Below are 18,027 nucleotides of genomic sequence, written 5' to 3' on the forward strand. Positions count from 1 at the left end.
AGGCTTTACGATGAGCAAAGTAAAACAAGCCGATATCGACCGGCTGATTGACCTGGTCGGCGGGCGCGACAACATCGCCACGGTGAGCCACTGCATTACTCGCCTGCGCTTTGTGCTCCACCAGCCCGCGAACGCCAGGCCAAAAGAGATCGAACAATTACCGATGGTTAAAGGTTGTTTCACCAACGCTGGTCAGTTTCAGGTGGTGATTGGCACCGACGTTGGCGATTACTATAACGCGCTGCTGGAGACCACCGGCAAAGCGTATGCTGATAAAGAGCAGGCCAAAAAAGCCGCTCGCCAGAACATGAAATGGCATGAGCAGTTAATTTCCCACTTTGCGGAGATCTTCTTTCCGCTACTACCGGCGTTGATCAGCGGCGGTTTGATCTTAGGCTTTCGTAACGTGATCGGCGATGTGCCGATGAGCAACGGCCAAACGCTGGCGCAGATGCATCCGGCGCTAAAAACGCTTTATGATTTTTTATGGTTGATCGGCGAAGCGATCTTTTTCTATCTGCCGGTGGGAATCTGCTGGTCGGCGGTGAAAAAATGGGCGGCACGCCGATTCTTGGTATCGTGCTCGGCGTGACGCTGGTGTCGCCGCAGTTGATGAATGCGTATCTGCTGGGCCAGCAAACGCCGGACGTCTGGAACTTCGGCTTATTTAGCATTGAGAAAGTGGGCTACCAGGCGCAGGTTATCCCGGCGCTACTGGCAGGGCTGGCGCTTGGATTTATTGAAACGCGGTTGAAACGCATCGTGCCGGATTATCTCTACCTGGTCGTCGTCCCGGTGTGTTCGTTAATACTGGCCGTCTTTCTCGCCCACACCTTTATCGGCCCCTTTGGTCGTATGATCGGCGACGGCGTGGCCTTTGCGGTACGTTATCTGATGACCGGCAGTTTCGCCCCGATAGGCGCGGCGCTGTTCGGCTTCCTGTATGCCCCGCTGGTCATTACCGGTGTCCACCAGACAACGCTCGCTATCGATATGCAGATGATCCAGAGCATGGGCGGTACGCCAGTCTGGCCGCTGATTGCGCTGTCGAATATCGCGCAGGCCTCCGCCGTGGTGGGCATCATCATCTCCAGCCGTAAACACAATGAACGCGAGATCTCCGTTCCTGCCGCCATTTCCGCTTACCTTGGGGTAACTGAACCGGCGATGTACGGTATCAACCTGAAGTATCGTTTTCCGATGCTGTGCGCGATGATCGGATCTGGTCTGGCGGGACTGCTCTGCGGTCTGAACGGCGTCATCGCCAACGGTATCGGCGTGGGCGGCCTGCCGGGCATCCTGTCTATACCGCCGCGCTACTGGCAGGTGTACGGCATGGCGATGGTTATCGCGATCGTGATCCCGGTGATTCTGACCACCTTTATCTATCAGCGTAAGCATCGTCAGGGCACATTACAAATTGTCTAATATTTCTTCGGGGCGCAGTTGCGTCCCAACGCACTTGCAGGAAACAACAATGACTATTCCCCTCTGGTGGCAAAACGGCGTTATTTATCAGATCTACCCAAAAAGTTTTCAGGACACGACCGGCAGCGGCACCGGCGATTTACGCGGCGTCACGCAGCGCCTTGACTATCTACAGCGACTCGGCGTGGACGCCATCTGGCTCACGCCGTTTTATATCTCGCCGCAGGTGGATAACGGTTATGACGTCGCAAATTATACGGCTATCGACCCGACCTACGGCACGCTGGATGATTTTGACGAGCTGGTCGCGCAGGCGAAAGCACGCGGTATTCGTATCATCCTGGATATGGTGTTTAACCATACTTCTACCCAGCACGCCTGGTTTCGCGAAGCGCTGAACAAAGAGAGTCCATACCGTCAGTTTTATATCTGGCGCGATGGCACGCCGGATGTCTGCCCGAATAACTGGCAATCCAAATTTGGCGGCAGCGCCTGGCGCTGGCATAGCCAGAGCGAACAATATTATTTACACCTTTTCGCGCCTGAACAGGCCGACCTGAACTGGGAAAACCCCGCCGTACGCGCCGAGCTGAAAAAGGTCTGCGAATTCTGGGCCGATCGCGGCGTGGATGGCCTGCGTCTGGACGTGGTGAACCTGATCGCCAAAGATCAGAATTTTCCTGACGATCCGACGGGCGACGGACGCCGCTTTTATACCGACGGGCCGCGCGCGCATACGTTTTTACGCGAAATGAACCGTGACGTTTTTACGCCGCGTAATCTGATGACGGTAGGCGAAATGTCCTCTACCACGCTGGAAAACTGCCAGCAATATGCCGCGCTTAGCGGCGACGAACTCTCGATGACCTTCAATTTTCATCATCTGAAGGTGGATTACCCCAATGGCGAAAAGTGGACGCTGGCAAAACCTGATTATGTGGCGCTGAAAGCGTTGTTCCGCCACTGGCAACAGGGGATGCATAACGTCGCCTGGAACGCGTTATTCTGGTGTAATCACGATCAGCCGCGCATCGTTTCCCGCTTTGGCGACGAGGGTGAATACCGGGTTCCAGCCGCGAAAATGTTGGCGATGGCGCTGCACGGTATGCAAGGGACGCCTTATATCTATCAGGGCGAAGAAATCGGCATGACCAACCCACACTTTACCCGCATCACCGATTATCGCGACGTGGAAAGCCATAACATGTTTGCCGCGCTACGCGCCGCCGGGCGCGACCCCGACGAACTGCTGGCTATTCTGGCCAGTAAATCCCGCGACAACAGCCGCACGCCGATGCAATGGGACAACGGTAAAAACGCCGGTTTCACCCAAGGCGAGCCGTGGATAAGCCTGTGCGATAACTATACGGAGGTTAACGTCGAGGCGGCATTACGCGATGAAAACTCGGTGTTTTACACCTATCAAAAGCTGATTGCGCTACGTAAAACCCAGCCTGTACTGATCTGGGGCGATTATCAGGATCTCCTCCCGGATAGCCCATCAGTATGGTGTTATCGCCGCCAGTGGCAGGGGCAAATCCTGCTGGTTGTCGCCAATCTGAGTAACCAGTGCCAGGAGTGGCATCCGCCGCATATCAAAGGACAGTGGCAGGCGCTACTGCATAATTATGGCGAGGTCGCCAGCCAGCCAGCCGCGATGACGCTCCGCCCATTTGAAGCCATCTGGTGGTTACAACGCTAACGCGACATCCTTATACGGATAAACGCCACAAACCTATTGACACGGGCTGTGGCGTTGCTCCAGGTTACTGACTGTTTTTGTTGAATAATTAATCAGATTTTTCTTGCTATCTTTTACAAACGCTACAGCGCCCGCCATCTGTACGCTCTGATTTTTACCTTGTTCTACATCAATAAAATTGCAAACATCCTTGATGCAAATCACTACATATAGACTTTAAAATGCACACCGACCCAATATGTTGTATTAATTGACTACAATTGCTACAACACCTGTTCACTCGACACAAGGTGAATTGTGGATAACCTGGGTCAGGATTGCGGGAAGTCGTTGGAAAAGAGATGAATAAACCTGTTATGGCTTCCCCGGCCTCTGTGGATAACCTGTTCTTACAAATATGGAGTGATCATGACACCGCATGTGATGAAACGAGATGGCTGTAAAGTGCCATTCAAATCAGAGCGCATTAAGGAAGCCATTCTACGTGCAGCTAAAGCAGCGGGAGTCGATGACGCAGATTACTGTGCCACCGTCGCAGAAGTCGTTAGCAGCCAAATGAACGCGCGCAGTCAGGTGGATATTAACGAGATCCAAACTGCGGTTGAAAACCAACTGATGTCCGGCCCGTACAAACAGCTTGCCCGCGCCTACATCGAATACCGTCACGATCGCGACATTCAGCGTGAAAAGCGTGGTCGTCTGAACCAGGAAATTCGCGGCCTGGTAGAGCAAACTAACTCCGCGTTGCTCAATGAAAACGCCAACAAAGACAGTAAAGTCATTCCCACCCAGCGCGATTTGCTGGCCGGGATTGTCGCCAAACACTATGCCCGCCAGCACCTGTTGCCGCGTGACGTAGTACAAGCGCATGAGCGCGGCGATATCCACTATCACGATCTCGACTATTCGCCGTTCTTCCCGATGTTCAACTGTATGTTGATCGACCTGAAAGGCATGTTGACCCAGGGCTTTAAGATGGGTAACGCCGAGATCGAACCGCCGAAATCAATCTCTACCGCCACTGCCGTTACCGCGCAGATTATCGCGCAGGTCGCCAGCCATATTTATGGCGGCACCACCATTAACCGTATCGACGAAGTGCTGGCGCCGTTTGTCACCGAAAGCTACAACAAGCACCGCAAAACCGCCGATGAGTGGCAGATCCCGGATGCCGAAGGGTATGCGCGTTCTCGCACCGAAAAAGAGTGCTACGACGCCTTCCAGTCGCTGGAATACGAAGTTAACACGCTGCACACCGCTAACGGCCAGACGCCTTTCGTTACCTTTGGTTTTGGCCTCGGCACCAGTTGGGAGTCGCGTCTGATCCAGGCGTCTATTTTGCGTAACCGTATCGCCGGTCTGGGTAAAAATCGCAAAACCGCCGTGTTCCCGAAACTGGTCTTCGCTATCCGCGATGGTTTGAACCACAAGTTTGGCGATCCGAACTACGACATTAAACAACTGGCGCTGGAGTGCGCGAGCAAGCGCATGTATCCGGACATCCTCAACTACGATCAGGTGGTCAAAGTCACCGGTTCGTTCAAAACGCCAATGGGCTGCCGCAGCTTCCTCGGCGTGTGGGAGAACGAAAACGGCGAGCAGATCCACGACGGGCGTAACAACCTGGGCGTGATTAGCCTTAACCTGCCGCGCATCGCGCTGGAAGCAAAAGGCGACGAAACCGCATTCTGGAAACTGCTGGATGAACGTCTGGCGCTGGCGCGGAAGGCGCTGATGACCCGTATCGCCCGCCTTGAAGGCGTGAAAGCCCGCGTCGCGCCTATCCTGTATATGGAAGGCGCCTGCGGCGTGCGGCTGAAAGCGGACGACGACGTGTCTGAAATCTTTAAAAATGGTCGTGCGTCCATCTCTCTGGGCTACATTGGTATCCATGAAACCATTAACGCGCTGTTCGGCGGCGAACACCTGTACGACAGCGAGCAACTTCGCGCTAAAGGCATCGCGATTGTGGAGCGTCTGCGCCAGGCCGTGGATCAGTGGAAAGACGAGACCGGCTACGGCTTTAGCCTGTACAGCACGCCAAGTGAAAACCTCTGTGACCGCTTCTGCCGTCTGGATACCGCCGAGTTCGGCGTGGTGCCGGGCGTAACCGATAAAGGTTACTACACCAACAGCTTCCACCTCGACGTGGAGAAGAAGGTCAACCCGTACGACAAAATCGATTTCGAAGCGCCGTATCCGCCGCTGGCGAACGGGGGTTTCATTTGCTACGGCGAATACCCGAACATTCAGCACAACCTGAAAGCGCTGGAAGATGTCTGGGATTACAGCTATCAGCATGTACCGTATTACGGCACCAACACGCCGATCGATGAATGCTACGAGTGCGGCTTTACCGGGGAGTTCGAATGTACCAGTAAAGGTTTCACCTGCCCGAAATGCGGCAACCACGACGCCGCGCGCGTCTCGGTCACCCGCCGCGTGTGCGGTTATTTAGGCAGCCCGGACGCGCGTCCGTTTAACGCCGGTAAGCAGGAAGAAGTGAAGCGCCGCGTGAAGCATTTAGGCAATGGGCAGATAGGTTAATTTCCGTTTGCAAAGACCGTAGGCCTGATAAGACGCAATCGCGTCGTCATCAGGCATCACAATGTTGCCGGATGCGGTGCAAGCACCTTATCCGGCCTACATGCTTTCTGGACACCCGCTATGCGCTACCACCAATACTACCCCGTAGACATCGTTAACGGCCCCGGCACCCGCTGCACCCTGTTTGTGTCAGGGTGCGTGCATGAATGCCCTGGCTGCTATAACAAAAGCACCTGGCGGCTGAACTCCGGCCAGCCGTTTACCAAAGAGATGGAAGATAAGATCATTGCCGATCTGAACGACACGCGCATTCACCGTCAGGGGATCTCGCTGTCGGGCGGCGATCCGCTGCATCCGCAAAACGTACCGGATATCCTGGCACTGGTACAACGCATCCACGCGGAGTGCCCGGGGAAAGATATCTGGGTGTGGACCGGCTACAAGCTCGATGAACTCAACGCCGCACAGATGCAGGTAGTCGATCTCATCAACGTGCTGGTCGATGGCAAATTTGTGCAGGATCTGAAAGACCCGGCGCTTATCTGGCGCGGTAGCAGCAACCAGGTAGTGCATCATTTGCGTTGATCGCTAAAGCCGTTTGTTTGCATCGTGATAGACGGCTGAATGTTCTCGCTTGCCGACCGCAACAACAAACACAATCACAACGTCATCCCGAACCTGGTACACCAGACGATAACCGGACGATTTAAGCTTAATTTTATAGCAGTCAGGAAGACCGTTTAAACGGGCAGAGTCGATTCTGGGGTTCAATAGCACATCAGCCAACTTTTTCTTAAGCTGAGCCTTCACCGTATCGCCCAGCTTATGCCACTCTTTTAAGGCCCTCGGGTCGAATTCCAGTTCATAAGTCATCCAGACTAACCTTGATTCCCTTTTGCGGACTAGACAGCCTCTCCCGAACTGTCTGAATCAATGCATCTTCACTGTCGCTAAGAGTGACGGTTTTCACTGGCATGCGCCCCGTTTCCGCGACGTACTGGAACAGTAATCGCACGGCTTCCGTTGGAGTAATGTTCAGTTTTTCCAGCACGGCATAAGCCTCATTTTTGAGTTTGTCATCCAGACGGACGTTCAGCGTGGCCATTATGCCTCCAGTAGAATCGAATGTGTAATGCAGTTTAGCATTACATTCGCATTACATCGAATTCTGGATAACGCCTCTCAAAAACGACTCACGCACTCCATCGCGACCGTTTTAAATTGCGTAAAATTCTGACATGCGCATAGGCGCGTCATGGCGCGTTCGCGCAGGAAAGTGACGAAAATATCGTAGATGGCCATCGCCTCTTCATACTCACTTTTGCTGATGGCGAGTAAAAAAATAACGTGCGCCGTTTCGTCACCCCAGGCAATCCCCTGCGGCGCGAGCACCGTATAAACCACCGTTTTCTTCGCCAGCAGCCCCAGCGCGTGCGGCAAGGCAATCCCGTCGCCTAATAACGTACTGACGATAGCTTCACGTTCAATAACCGAATCGAGAAACGCCGCATCAACAAAGCCTTCCTCGTGCAACTGATCGCACAGCGTTTTAAACAGCGTCTGTTGATCTATTTCCCCCTCCACGATGCGAAAATGCGAGGCATCGAAATATTTATCCAGCATCCACGGACGGGTTCTGTCCACCAGCACCAGCTTACCGATCTGCTCCAATTGATAGTCGGTAGGAAAGGGGGCGATCATGATGACCGGCTTATCTTTTTCGCCGATCCGCGCCGTGGAAATCACAAAATCCTCCACAATACTGTCCCGCGCCTCATAGTCGCGTAGTGTCAGAGTGAGGGCAATCTCAATCTGCGGGTATTTCCGCGCCAGTACCGCTTCAATCATCCGCACCATCGCATTACCAGCATCGCACACCAGCAGTACCTGCGGCTGCCGCTGGTAGCCAATGTTGTAACTACGTTCCAGCCCAACGCCAATATGCAGCACCAGAAAACCGATTTCGTTTTCGCTAATGGTATACGGCGTGTATTTTCCCCAACTCGATATCGCCGCCAACGTCATATCCCACGCCATCGGATAGTGCTGCTTAATATTTTCCAGTAGTGGGTTGGGGATCATGATCTGGTAGCGCACGCGGGTGATCATCGTTTTGATGTGGGTCAGCAAGTCCGCGTGAAGCTGTTTATCATTCAACAGGTTATAGTTGTACTGGGTATTAATAAAATTGAGGATATAGTGCACCAGCGCCTCTTCATCATCGGCATTAATGGCGCTGGGGGCAATCTCCTGTACCTGGCGGGCGGCAATATGCACCTTCAGCCAGCTTACTTCCGGCTCCGACAGCGGCTTGTCAGCCAGCTGTTGTAGTAGCTCCGCAATCTCATGCGCCGCATGGCGCACCTTTTCATCGACCTCCTCTGCCACGCATTCCGATAACGGATACCCCTCGCGAATACGCCGTACCGCCACCGCGCAGTATAAACGCAGAAACAGCTCGCCCTCATCGGTCAGGCGGATTTGACAATGAGAGAAAATATCCGGCAAAAGAGACCGCAGCCGTTGAGACACCTCGGTGTTCAGCGTGGTACTAACAATTAACGGATGAGAGGGCTCCTGCTGCGCCAGCGTCCATAAAAGGTCGGTCAGACAGGCGCGAATCGCCATCTCTCCGCCAAACAATTTCATGCCATGACGCGGACGCGTTTCCAGCGTCAGATGATAACGCAGCAAATGCTCGCGCACGTCCGCCATGTCGTTCTGCAACGTCGCACGGCTGACAAACCATTCATCTGCTAAATCCTCCAGCTTCAGCGAGAAGGCGGAGGTTAAAAAACGCGCCAGCAAATAGTGTATCCGCTCCTGGCTGGTGCGCGGACCGCGCGCCAGGGCGGGAGATTGCTGCGTTTGCAGGGATTGATAACGTGCCGGATCATCAATTTTGAGCTGATACCCGTTGCCGCGGCTGAGAGTAAATTGCGCGCCATGCGGCGTCAGCAACATGTTCAGCGCGGCGATATCCGCCCGAACGGTACGCGTGGAGACCGACAACCGCTGCGCCAGCTCGTCCTGCGGCAGCGTCTCGTTTTGCAGCATCGCAAATAGCTGCGCTAAACGTTGGTTGGGGAATCGCACGTCTCTCTCCTCATGATTAGCCGACACGCGACCGGACGATAGCGAGTAACTGACGCACATCGTCCGCACGGGTGTTGCCGCTCACCTTATCAATAATCGAACTATAAATGTGAGGAATGATTTTGCTTACACCTGCATCAAGGGCGATGTGCAGAATCTCGGCGAAGTTTTCCAGATCGATACCGCCCGTCGGTTCCAGCCAGAAATCATGGCGGGCGCAGGCCTCAGCTACCGCTTTATACTCGTCGCGACAGGTGAGTCCTCCCATCGGAAAGTATTTAACAGAGCTGCCGCCCATGTCTTTGAGTAGCGCAATCGCCGTTTCTATGGGTACGATGCCGTCCGGCGCGCGGCTGCTTAGCGGGCCGGTGGAAATTTTCACCAGCCCCGGCGTGCCGGTCGGCGAGACAAGACCGTTCACCACCGTCTCATTTTGCCCCAGCAGCGCCCGGCTGGTTCCTACGCCGGTAAACACCTGGTTGACATGCTGCGGCTGTACCTGACGCGAGATTTCGCTCACCATCGCCGACTGGTTAGGATCGCCTGCCCCCAGTCCGACGGAGAGCGCATTATCGATAAGCGCCGCATATTCACGCATATCCGCGACTGCGCTTGCCACATCCGGATAGTTTTTGGAGAGCACGCCAACCAGCACATGACCTTCCGCCGCCGCGTAGATTTCCCGGGCGTTATCTTTCGAACCGGCCAGTACGTTCAGGCAAACGCGATCGCGGTAAAAGTTAGGGGTCAGTTTCATGCTTGTTTCTCCTGATTAATCACCTCGCCAATACGACGCGCCACAATCGCTAACTGCGCGCGATCGACACTGCGGACATCCGCTTCAATAATCCCTTCGTTGGCTTTGTATCCGCGAAAGTAAATCGCGTATTCCCCTTGCTTCAGCGCGTCGACCAGTTCGCCTGTGGCGATGCCGGTAACGGCTTCATCAAACTTAATTTCCGTGCGCGCGATATCGCGTCCGGCGCTGTCCCACACTACGCGGGCGCTGACGCCGTTAAACGTGTTCAACGTGTCGATAAAGGGCGCCATTTTTTCTACCATCTCCGCGCCGCTCTCTTTTTGCGCCCGCAGGTACAATTCAATGGCGCAGGTCAGGCCAACAATTCCTTCTTTGCCGACCTTCATCGCCCGGCCAATGCCCGCTGACTGACGTTTTACCCACTCAACATACTGCGTTTTGCCAATCACCAGCCCGCTGGTCGGCCCTTCAATCGCTTTCGCGCCGCTATAGATAACGAGATCTGCGCCCACGCGGTAGTAGCACTGCAAATCTTCCTCCGCCGCCGCGTCCACAATCAGCGGGAGATTATGCGTGCGCGCCACCACCGCAGCCTGCTCCACGCTGAGCATACTTTTCTGTACGCAGTGGTGAGATTTGATATAGAGAATAGCCGCCGTGCGCGGCGTAATGGCCGCCGCCAACTGCGCGGCGGAACATTCGTTGGCGTAACCGGCTTCCACCAGTTTGCCGCCGCCCAGCGCCACCATCGTTCCCACCGGCGCGCCAAAGTTGACGTTGTGGCCCTTTGGCAGGACGATTTCGTTATTTTCAATCGGTGTAACGTGCAGATTTTCCAGCAGCCAGTCGCTGTCCTGAACCAGTACCGCGGCAACCGACTGGGCAAGGCCCGCACTGGCGCAGGAGACTACCGTCGCCCCTTCCACCTCCAGCAATTTCGCAATGTACTCACCGGTTTTATTCACCAGATCTTTCATCTCGAAATACTGATTCATTCCGGCCATCGCCGCGTCTATCACTTCCGGGCGCGGCGTAGAGACGCCGAGCGCCGTCATACGTCCGGAGGCGTTAATCACCTGTTTTAATTGATACTTCTCAAAAATCGAAGGCATGTTCCGCGCTCCCTTGTTCGGTCATATAGCCCTTGCCTGCGCGTATCGCGGCAAGCGGCGTCAGCAATTCTTCAGCCTGTAAGCTGTCGTTTTCCGCGTCTACCAACACGGTGGGCTGGCGTTTAAGCGTAAAGAGGGTCAGGTCGGCATCCAGACCAGGCTGAAGACGACCTTTGGTTTTCAGATTCAGGCTATCGGCGGCATTGGCCGTCACGCACGCAATGACCTGCGGCAGCGACATGCCGATGGCGAGGAATTTCGACATCACATTAGCCAGCGAATGTACCGGGCCGTTGATGCGGTTACGGCAGTAGATATCGGAACTGATGGTATGCGGTAAAATCCCCAGGCTAATAGCGCGTTTAGCCACCGCAAAGCTCAGGCTGGCGGTACCATGCCCGACATCCAGACGCACGCCGCGCGCCAGCGCTCGTGTCACCGAGGCGCGCAGCTCGCCGTCAGGCCGAAGAATACGGTTCGGCTTACCGTTGTAACAGTGGGTAATGATATCGCCCGCCGTCAGACGCTCCGCGATTTCGTCCAGATCCGGCGGGTTATTGCCAATATGTACCATCAGCGGCAGGTTGCCGTTTTCTTGCTGCATGGCTTTAGCGCGTTCCAGCGGCGTGATGCCGTTAACGCCTACCACGCTGCTGCTCATCCGCGCCTTGAGGCCGACGATAAAATCCGGATGGCGTTTTACCGCCTGCCGAACCGCATCAGCGTCAATATTGGCCATGTTAGCCAGCTCGTTTTGGGCAATAAGTCCGACGCGTGAAACATTCAGCAGCGCATAAACGTCGGTGGTCGCGTCACGGGTCAGGGTGTAAAAATCGTCAATATCATCTGCGCCAGTGCTGCCTGCATCCACCACTGTGGTAACGCCAGTGGCAATACCCACGCTGTCCGGTTCGTCGTGGTAAATCGGCGATGTCGGGTAGCAGTGAACGTGAGAATCAATCCAACCCGCGCTGACAAAACACTCACCGCGCAGGTCAATGGTTTTCAACGCCGGACCATCAACGTCACCCAACGCCGCGATTTTGCCATCTTGCAGGGCAATATTAGTCAACGTGTCATCGACCAGACGCGCATGGCGCAGGAGTAAATCAAACATCGTTCTCTCCTTTGCCGGATGGCGGCGCAACCGCCTTATCCGGCCTACAAATCAACAGTTAGCTAATCGCAACCGGGAAGATGGAACCGAGGATCATCGCGCCTAAAATCGCGCCGCCAGTAATCGGCTTCTGCCAGATATAAAACAGCAGCGCGCCCACCAGAGAGCCCAGACCAATAGGAATCGATGCCGTCATGGCGCTGAGGATAATCAACGGCCCCAGAAAACGGCCTGAAGTGTTACCGGCCCCCATCATGACGTCCGCCCCGTACGTGGAGTCGCTCTGATTAATGGTGAACTTACGCGCCAGAATAATGATGTAGCCAATCGCCAGACCAATCACCAGACCGGTTATCAGCGAAGCGATAAAGTTCGCCACCGGGAAGACAAAGCCAGCCCCCAGCAGTAACGCCGGAACCCCTAAGCCCACGCCGGTCTGAATTGCCCCGCCGATATCCAGAATTCCGACCAGCGAACCTTCGATAATGCGGGCAAATAAAAAGCTGGCGCCGAAAGCGGCGACCGCGCCGTAGACGCCGGTATCCATCCCCGCTTTCAACATCGCCACAAAAGCGACTTCGTTAAATGCGCCGATGCCGTACAGATAGTACATATGCGTCCCGGCGAAAACGCCGGAGGAGAGCAGGCCAACAAAGATCGGGAACGACCAGTCGGCATACCAAAAACCTTTATTCTCTTCCATTGTGGCCTCCGTTATTTGCCGCTGAGCGAGTTGTGGATCAGTTCAAGCCAGTTCGGTACCGTCATGTTGAAAGACTCGATCATTTTCATGTCGAAGCCGCGGAAGAAGCCGCTCAACACAAACAGCAAAACGATGGCGACCATCATCACTTTGGTAACATGGTTCCAGCCGCTCTCTTCTACGCCTTTACCGATCAAAATACCCAGTACCAGCCCCGGTACGGCGTTCCCCATGATGAGCTGCGCCGCGCCGCCGAAAACGGTGGCCCAGAAGCCCGATTTTTTACCGGCGTCGATCGCTGCTAACCAGAAGATCACAGGCATGACGATGTTGACCAGCAGGTTTGCCGCCGGTACCAGCACCTTAACCGCCGTCACCTGTAGCGCTTCTGGCACGGATGAGGCGGTCAGGTTAAGGAACGTCACGACTATCATGCCGATGACGGCGCAGGCGATCGCCATTTTTTTCGGGTCGTGCAGCGTCTCGCCGACGTTACGGTTTTTGATCATTAGCGCCGCCGCGCCCCAGTTAGGGATGATGCGGTGATCGACATCCTGGGTGAACGATCCGGCCGCCACAGACGAGGCCCAGGCGTTAAAGAAGAAACCCAGCCCAAAGGAGAAGTGAGATGCCGGGTCGCCTTCACAAGAGTTGAGTTCGCCCAACGTACGGAACGCGCCCATCCCCTGCGTGGTTGGCGCGTGAAACATGCGTGCAGCCCCAGCGCCCACCCCTACGCCGACCAGCGCGCCGATAATGAGCGATTTAATTAGTATTATCAGGAACATAACTATGCCTTTTTAATAAAAATCAGCGTTTCGCGACGAAATCCACCCTGTCGAGATTGATGGCGGTCACGTTGACGGTCACATCCAGCTCCACGCTGTAAGTGCGTCGTTCCCGGCGCAAAAAGAAAAACAGAAAGGCCTCTTTACGCACCGACTCATGCGCCTGAACAATCCGCACATCCTGTGGCTCAATACGCAGTAAGATATACGGCGACTCTCTCATCACCGCCGACTGAACATGGTTCAGCGCATCGGCAAAGGCGCGTGCTTTGGCGTCGCCCTTGCCTTTTACTCTCACCGTGGTGGTGAATTGCTCTTTCATCATCAGGCGCCGTATTTCTTTTGCCACGCCTGCACCAGGCGCTCGCCGAGCTCTTCTTTATCCATAAAGCCGAAACCCAACACGTTGCAGCCCTCATTGATAGCGGTGACGCCTTCATCTACTGACCGCATCCCATATTTGGCTTTGTAGCCATGCTTGTTTTGCGCGGTGATAGCGCCCGCGCCGCCGCTGCCGCAAAATGAAATGCCGAAGGTGGCGTTTTCCGCTTTCATCACATCGCCCAGCTTCATGTCTGCCGCGACGCCCGGCACGACGACCGCGCGACCGCCCGCTTTTTCCACGCCTGCCGCCACTTTCTGGCCTTTACCCAGGCGATCGCCAATCACGACGGTAATCTGTTCCATTTTTTGCTCCTTAGAGGTTGTCTTTCGCGACTTCAAAATGTACCGATAATAGCCAGGCTTCTTCGTCAGGAAGGTTGCCAAACGCCGCCACGATTTCGCGGGCGAGCGCCATTGATTCGGCTGAGATTTCATCAAACAAGCTGGCATCGACTTCCGGTAAAGGCTCGCCGGTAATTGACCGGTGCGCCATCGCGCGAACGTGCGAGGTCAGCATTTGCGTCTGTACCGCATTGGGGACAATGTGATGCCGCCCCAGCAGGCCATCCACCTGCGTTAACACCTGTTCAGCCAGTTCGTTAATTCGCTCACCGGCATCGTGTTTTACTGCTCCGTTATCCACGCGTCTCACCCCGTTAATGGCAATGAGATAAAACTAGCGGTAAGGGTTAAAAGTTTGTAGCGAGTTATTTTCCACCTCGAAGTGGAAACGCGAGTGGGATAGGTGATCTGCGCCACAGAAAAGGCGGCATTAATGAATTATCGCCGGGAAAGTGTGAGATCTATCGCGGCATAAAGAGGAAATGGCAAAACAATGACGTTGTCGTATAAAGTGAGAAAGTGTGATGGGTATTACAGTTTGCCGGATGGCGACCTGCGGATAAAGCGAAGCCGCCATCCCACAAAAATTAACGATACTTCTTATGATATGTATTGCGGGTGGTTTTTAGCGCTTCCGCCGCCGCTTTCGCTTCTTTAACGTTACCTTCGTTCGCCAGCTTCAGCGCGCCATCAATTTGGCCGACCAGAATGTCAAAACCGTGACGAAAATCCTTCATTTCCGGGCTATCCGGCGCTTTATCTTCCAGCTTTGGCGGCGTAGCTTTTTGAGCATCCAGCGCGGCCGCGCGCATTTTGGTTAATGCCGCTTTCAGTTCAGGGGCACTATCCGTTTTCTCAACAACTTTCAGGTTATCATTGAGAATATCCATATTATCTTCAAGATCGGCAGCAAAAACAGCCGAACCGAATACCAGCGATGACACAGCAAGAATAGCTAACAGGCTTTTACGCATTGCTCACTTCCTTTTTTATTATTAACGATAAGTGTAATACCCTGAATAATTCGGGTTGCAGGCAGCCAACGCGCCTGCAGCCTGAAGTATGACGGGTATTATTGTCCGGCGATTTTCATCTCCGGTAACAATACCGAACCACACTGTATATTACTACGCGTTTCAATATCATCACCTACGGTGACAATATTACGCCACATCTCTTTTAAATTACCGGCAATGGTAATTTCACTTACCGGGTACTGGATTTCACCATTTTCAACCCAGAATCCCGCAGCGCCGCGGGAGTAGTCGCCGGTAATACCGCTGACGCCCTGGCCCATCAGTTCCGTCACCACCAGGCCGGTGCCCATCTCTTTTAGCAACTGCTCAAAGTTCAGCCCCTGCCCGGCGATACGCCAGTTATGAATGCCGCCGGCATGACCGGTACTTTTCAGCCCCAGTTTGCGGGCGGAATAGTTGGTCAGCAACCATTGCGTCAGTACGCCATCCTTCACAATGTCCCGGCGCTCCGTACGCACGCCTTCGCTGTCGAACGGTGAAGACGCCAGCCCTTTTAGCAGATGCGGGTGTTCTTCGATGGTTAACCATTCAGGCAGAATTTGTTTGCCCAGCGAGTCGAGCAGAAAAGTGGATTTACGGTATACCGCGCCGCCGGCAATCGCCCCGACCAGATGACCAAATAGCCCTGTCGCCACTTCATTGGCGAAAATGACCGGCGCTTTCATAGTGGAGAGCTTGCGCGGCGACAGGCGGGATAAGGTACGGCGCGCGCACTCGGCCCCGACCCATTCCGGCGCTTGCAGATCCGCCATTGCCCGGCCGATGGTGTAAGCGTAATCACGCTCCATATCGCCGTTCTCTTCGGCGATGACGCAGCTTGAGAGCGAATGGCGCGTGGAGCAATATCCCTGCAACATACCGTGGCTGTTGCCGAACACTTTAATGCCGTAATGGCTGTTAAAACTACCGCCTTCGGTATTGGTGATGCGTTTATCCGCCTTTAGAGAAGCCTGTTCCGCACGAGCGGCCAGTTCAATGGCTTCGTCTGGCGTAACCTCTGCCGGGTGGAACAAGTCCAGATCCGGCGCGTCAAACGCCAGCAGTTCTTTGTCCGCCACGCCTGCGCACGGGTCCGGCGACGTGTAACGCGCGATATCCAGCGCGGCCTGCACGGTACGGGCAATCGCCTGCGGGCTTAAATCTGTCGAAGAGGCGCTGCCTTTGCGGTTCTGGTGATACACCGTAATACCCAGCGCGCCGTCGCTATTAAATTCGACATTCTCTACTTCACCATAACGGGTGCTGACGCTAATGCCGGTGGTCTTGCTGACGGCGACTTCCGCCCCATCCGATTTGCCTGAGGCTAACTCCAGCGCTGTCGAAACTGCTTCTTCCAGAATCTTACGCTGCGCTTCAACTTGTGAGATTACTTTCATTGCAAATGCCATAATGTAGAGAGAGTTTCTCTGAAGTCTAACAGAGAACCGTTTTTCAGTGCGCATCTTAACTGGTAACATTAGCCTCTTTTTTTAAGGAGCCTGACATGACAAAGCAGCCCGAAGACTGGCTCGACGACGTTCCCGGTGATGACATCGAAGACGAAGACGATGAAATTATCTGGGTCAGTAAAAGTGAAATTAAACGCGATGCCGAGGAATTAAAACGCCTGGGCGCGGAACTGGTGGATCTGGGGAAAAACGCGCTGGATAAGATCCCGCTGGACGCCGATCTGCGCGACGCCATTGAACTGGCCCAGCGTATCAAAATGGAAGGACGCCGCCGCCAGTTGCAGCTTATCGGAAAAATGCTGCGCCAACGCGACGTTGAACCTATTCGCCAGGCGCTGGACAAGCTGAAGAACCGCCATAATCAGCAGGTGGTGCTGTTTCACAAACTTGAGCATCTGCGCGATCGTCTGATCGTCGAAGGCGATGACGCGGTAGCCGAAGTACTGACCCTGTGGCCGCACGCCGATCGTCAACAGCTTCGTTCATTGATCCGCAATGCGAAGAAAGAGAAAGAAGGCAACAAACCGCCGAAATCAGCGCGTCAGATCTTCCAGTATCTGCGCGAGCTGGCGGAAAACGAAGGGTAATTGCCGCAAATGACCGCGCCAGCCTGTGGCGCGGTACAGGCAAATCCACCCGTTTTTAACGTCCGAGTAGCTCCCGCTCGATCCGCTCGCGCGTTTCCACCGCCTGAACACTCATTTTCTCAGGATAACCAAACAGCGACGTGGTGATAATTGCCTCACCGCCCACCTTAAACGTGCGGTTTGCAAAATCCATTTCACGCAGTGCCTGGAATAGCGCGTCAAAATCGACCTCACCTTCTCCCAGCCCGATGTGCTGATGAATCGTCGCATTCACGCCAGGCGGGTTCATGATATAGCGGCAGGGAAGCGTGTGGTTGTGCGTATCGGCCAGCAGAACATGCGAAAGATCGGCCCCGGCATAGTTCAGCATCCTTGCGACGTCGCCCTGCCCTTTATCGTAAAAGAAGCCATGCGGTGCGCTGTACAGATAGGTCACGTTATCACTACGCAAAGACTGCACCATGTCGACCGTCTCATCGTTCAGTTCGCAGAAATCCCAGGGGTGAGACTGAATTTCGATTCGAATTCCCTCTCGTTCCACGATCGGCAGCAATTCCTCCATGGAGCGATACCACATCTCTTCACAAATCTCCGGCTCATCCGGCGTCCCGGAAAGCTCGGTATTAATCACCTGTACGCCCATATCAACGGCAATCTCAATCATCCGCTTCCAGTTGGTTACCGCGGCGCGCCGACGCTCTTCATCGGGGCCGGACCAACGATAAACCACAATAAATGACGAGATTTCCACACCGTAGTTCTGCAAGGCGCGTTTATATTCCTGCATGGTATCGCGACCAGCTTTAGGGTGTTTATAAAACGGATTAATACGCGGGTGCGGCGACTGCTCAATATATTTATACCCCCACTCGGAAACCTGCCGTACCATTTGGGTAATGGGTAAATGTTTAATAACATCGACATCAAAAGCAATTTTCATTGTAAATACCACGCTGCGGAAACTGAAAACGGTCAC

The 18,027-nt window shown here is 54.4% G+C and carries 18 protein-coding genes and 1 pseudogene; 5 read left to right on the forward strand and 14 right to left on the reverse strand.

Going from position 1 to position 18,027, the window contains the following annotated elements:
- The first annotated feature begins 10 nt into the window (after window positions 1-10).
- From treB to nrdG, 4 genes and pseudogenes are all read left to right on the forward strand, one after another.
- Window positions 11-1,428, forward strand: a pseudogene (gene treB / locus QEN31_RS20575) (PTS trehalose transporter subunit IIBC).
- Between the two features lie 49 nt (window positions 1,429-1,477).
- Window positions 1,478-3,130 (forward strand): alpha,alpha-phosphotrehalase, encoded by a 1,653-nt coding sequence (treC, locus tag QEN31_RS20580; RefSeq protein WP_000155057.1) that lies wholly within the window; start codon window positions 1,478-1,480, stop codon window positions 3,128-3,130.
- Window positions 3,131-3,538: 408 nt separating this feature from the next.
- Window positions 3,539-5,677, forward strand: a complete 2,139-nt coding sequence (gene nrdD, locus QEN31_RS20585) for an anaerobic ribonucleoside-triphosphate reductase (RefSeq protein ID WP_000187818.1) — start codon at window positions 3,539-3,541, stop codon at window positions 5,675-5,677.
- Window positions 5,678-5,797: 120 nt separating this feature from the next.
- On the forward strand, window positions 5,798-6,262 hold the full coding sequence (nrdG, locus tag QEN31_RS20590; RefSeq protein WP_001268859.1) for an anaerobic ribonucleoside-triphosphate reductase-activating protein: 465 nt from the start codon (window positions 5,798-5,800) through the stop codon (window positions 6,260-6,262).
- 3 nt (window positions 6,263-6,265) lie between these two features.
- Here nrdG and QEN31_RS20595 read toward each other — a convergent pair whose 3' ends face one another.
- From QEN31_RS20595 to pmbA, 13 genes are all read right to left on the reverse strand, one after another.
- Complete coding sequence (locus tag QEN31_RS20595) at window positions 6,266-6,550, reverse strand: type II toxin-antitoxin system RelE family toxin (RefSeq protein ID WP_000220578.1); 285 nt, start codon at window positions 6,548-6,550, stop codon at window positions 6,266-6,268.
- Entirely contained in the window at window positions 6,540-6,782 is a 243-nt protein-coding gene (locus QEN31_RS20600) for a type II toxin-antitoxin system RelB/DinJ family antitoxin (RefSeq protein ID WP_000212724.1), read from the reverse strand. Before QEN31_RS20600 ends, QEN31_RS20595 begins: the two co-directional genes overlap by 11 nt.
- Window positions 6,783-6,859: 77 nt before the next feature.
- Window positions 6,860-8,773 carry a BglG family transcription antiterminator gene (locus QEN31_RS20605; protein WP_001212137.1) on the reverse strand — a complete coding sequence of 638 codons (1,914 nt, stop codon included), beginning with the start codon at window positions 8,771-8,773 and terminating at the stop codon, window positions 6,860-6,862.
- Between the two features lie 16 nt (window positions 8,774-8,789).
- Entirely contained in the window at window positions 8,790-9,530 is a 741-nt protein-coding gene (dagF, locus tag QEN31_RS20610) for a 2-dehydro-3-deoxy-phosphogluconate aldolase (protein ID WP_000779263.1), read from the reverse strand.
- Window positions 9,527-10,645 (reverse strand): DgaE family pyridoxal phosphate-dependent ammonia lyase, encoded by a 1,119-nt coding sequence (locus QEN31_RS20615; protein ID WP_001139182.1) that lies wholly within the window; start codon window positions 10,643-10,645, stop codon window positions 9,527-9,529. Before QEN31_RS20615 ends, dagF begins: the two co-directional genes overlap by 4 nt.
- Entirely contained in the window at window positions 10,629-11,762 is a 1,134-nt protein-coding gene (locus tag QEN31_RS20620) for an amidohydrolase/deacetylase family metallohydrolase (RefSeq protein WP_000459930.1), read from the reverse strand. The genes QEN31_RS20615 and QEN31_RS20620 overlap by 17 nt, the downstream gene beginning before the upstream one ends.
- 58 nt (window positions 11,763-11,820) lie before the next feature.
- A complete protein-coding gene (locus QEN31_RS20625) occupies window positions 11,821-12,465 on the reverse strand; it encodes a DUF4310 family protein (RefSeq protein ID WP_000392128.1) in 645 nt (214 codons plus the stop codon).
- An 11-nt stretch (window positions 12,466-12,476) separates the two neighbouring features.
- Window positions 12,477-13,253 (reverse strand): DUF4311 domain-containing protein, encoded by a 777-nt coding sequence (locus QEN31_RS20630; RefSeq protein ID WP_000478578.1) that lies wholly within the window; start codon window positions 13,251-13,253, stop codon window positions 12,477-12,479.
- 22 nt (window positions 13,254-13,275) lie between these two features.
- Complete coding sequence (locus QEN31_RS20635) at window positions 13,276-13,578, reverse strand: DUF4312 family protein (RefSeq protein ID WP_000975187.1); 303 nt, start codon at window positions 13,576-13,578, stop codon at window positions 13,276-13,278.
- Window positions 13,578-13,940: an SFCGS family glycine-rich protein gene (locus QEN31_RS20640; RefSeq protein WP_000435389.1), complete on the reverse strand. Its 363-nt coding sequence runs from the start codon at window positions 13,938-13,940 to the stop codon at window positions 13,578-13,580. Before QEN31_RS20640 ends, QEN31_RS20635 begins: the two co-directional genes overlap by 1 nt.
- Before the next feature lie 10 nt (window positions 13,941-13,950).
- Window positions 13,951-14,289 carry a glycine dehydrogenase gene (locus QEN31_RS20645; RefSeq protein ID WP_001255103.1) on the reverse strand — a complete coding sequence of 113 codons (339 nt, stop codon included), beginning with the start codon at window positions 14,287-14,289 and terminating at the stop codon, window positions 13,951-13,953.
- A 277-nt stretch (window positions 14,290-14,566) separates the two neighbouring features.
- Window positions 14,567-14,953: a cytochrome b562 gene (cybC, locus tag QEN31_RS20650; protein WP_001232231.1), complete on the reverse strand. Its 387-nt coding sequence runs from the start codon at window positions 14,951-14,953 to the stop codon at window positions 14,567-14,569.
- 98 nt (window positions 14,954-15,051) lie between these two features.
- On the reverse strand, window positions 15,052-16,404 hold the full coding sequence (pmbA, locus tag QEN31_RS20655) for a metalloprotease PmbA (RefSeq protein ID WP_000852994.1): 1,353 nt from the start codon (window positions 16,402-16,404) through the stop codon (window positions 15,052-15,054).
- 95 nt (window positions 16,405-16,499) lie between these two features.
- Here pmbA and yjgA point away from each other — a divergent pair, with 95 nt between their 5' ends.
- A complete protein-coding gene (gene yjgA, locus QEN31_RS20660) occupies window positions 16,500-17,051 on the forward strand; it encodes a ribosome biogenesis factor YjgA (RefSeq protein ID WP_000166287.1) in 552 nt (183 codons plus the stop codon).
- A 55-nt stretch (window positions 17,052-17,106) separates the two neighbouring features.
- Here yjgA and iolH read toward each other — a convergent pair whose 3' ends face one another.
- Window positions 17,107-17,991: a sugar phosphate isomerase/epimerase IolH gene (iolH, locus tag QEN31_RS20665; protein ID WP_000683955.1), complete on the reverse strand. Its 885-nt coding sequence runs from the start codon at window positions 17,989-17,991 to the stop codon at window positions 17,107-17,109.
- Between the last annotated feature and the right edge of the window lie 36 nt (window positions 17,992-18,027).

It is taken from the genome of Salmonella sp. SA15303, from assembly GCF_029962125.1.
GTDB lineage: Bacteria > Pseudomonadota > Gammaproteobacteria > Enterobacterales > Enterobacteriaceae > Salmonella > Salmonella enterica.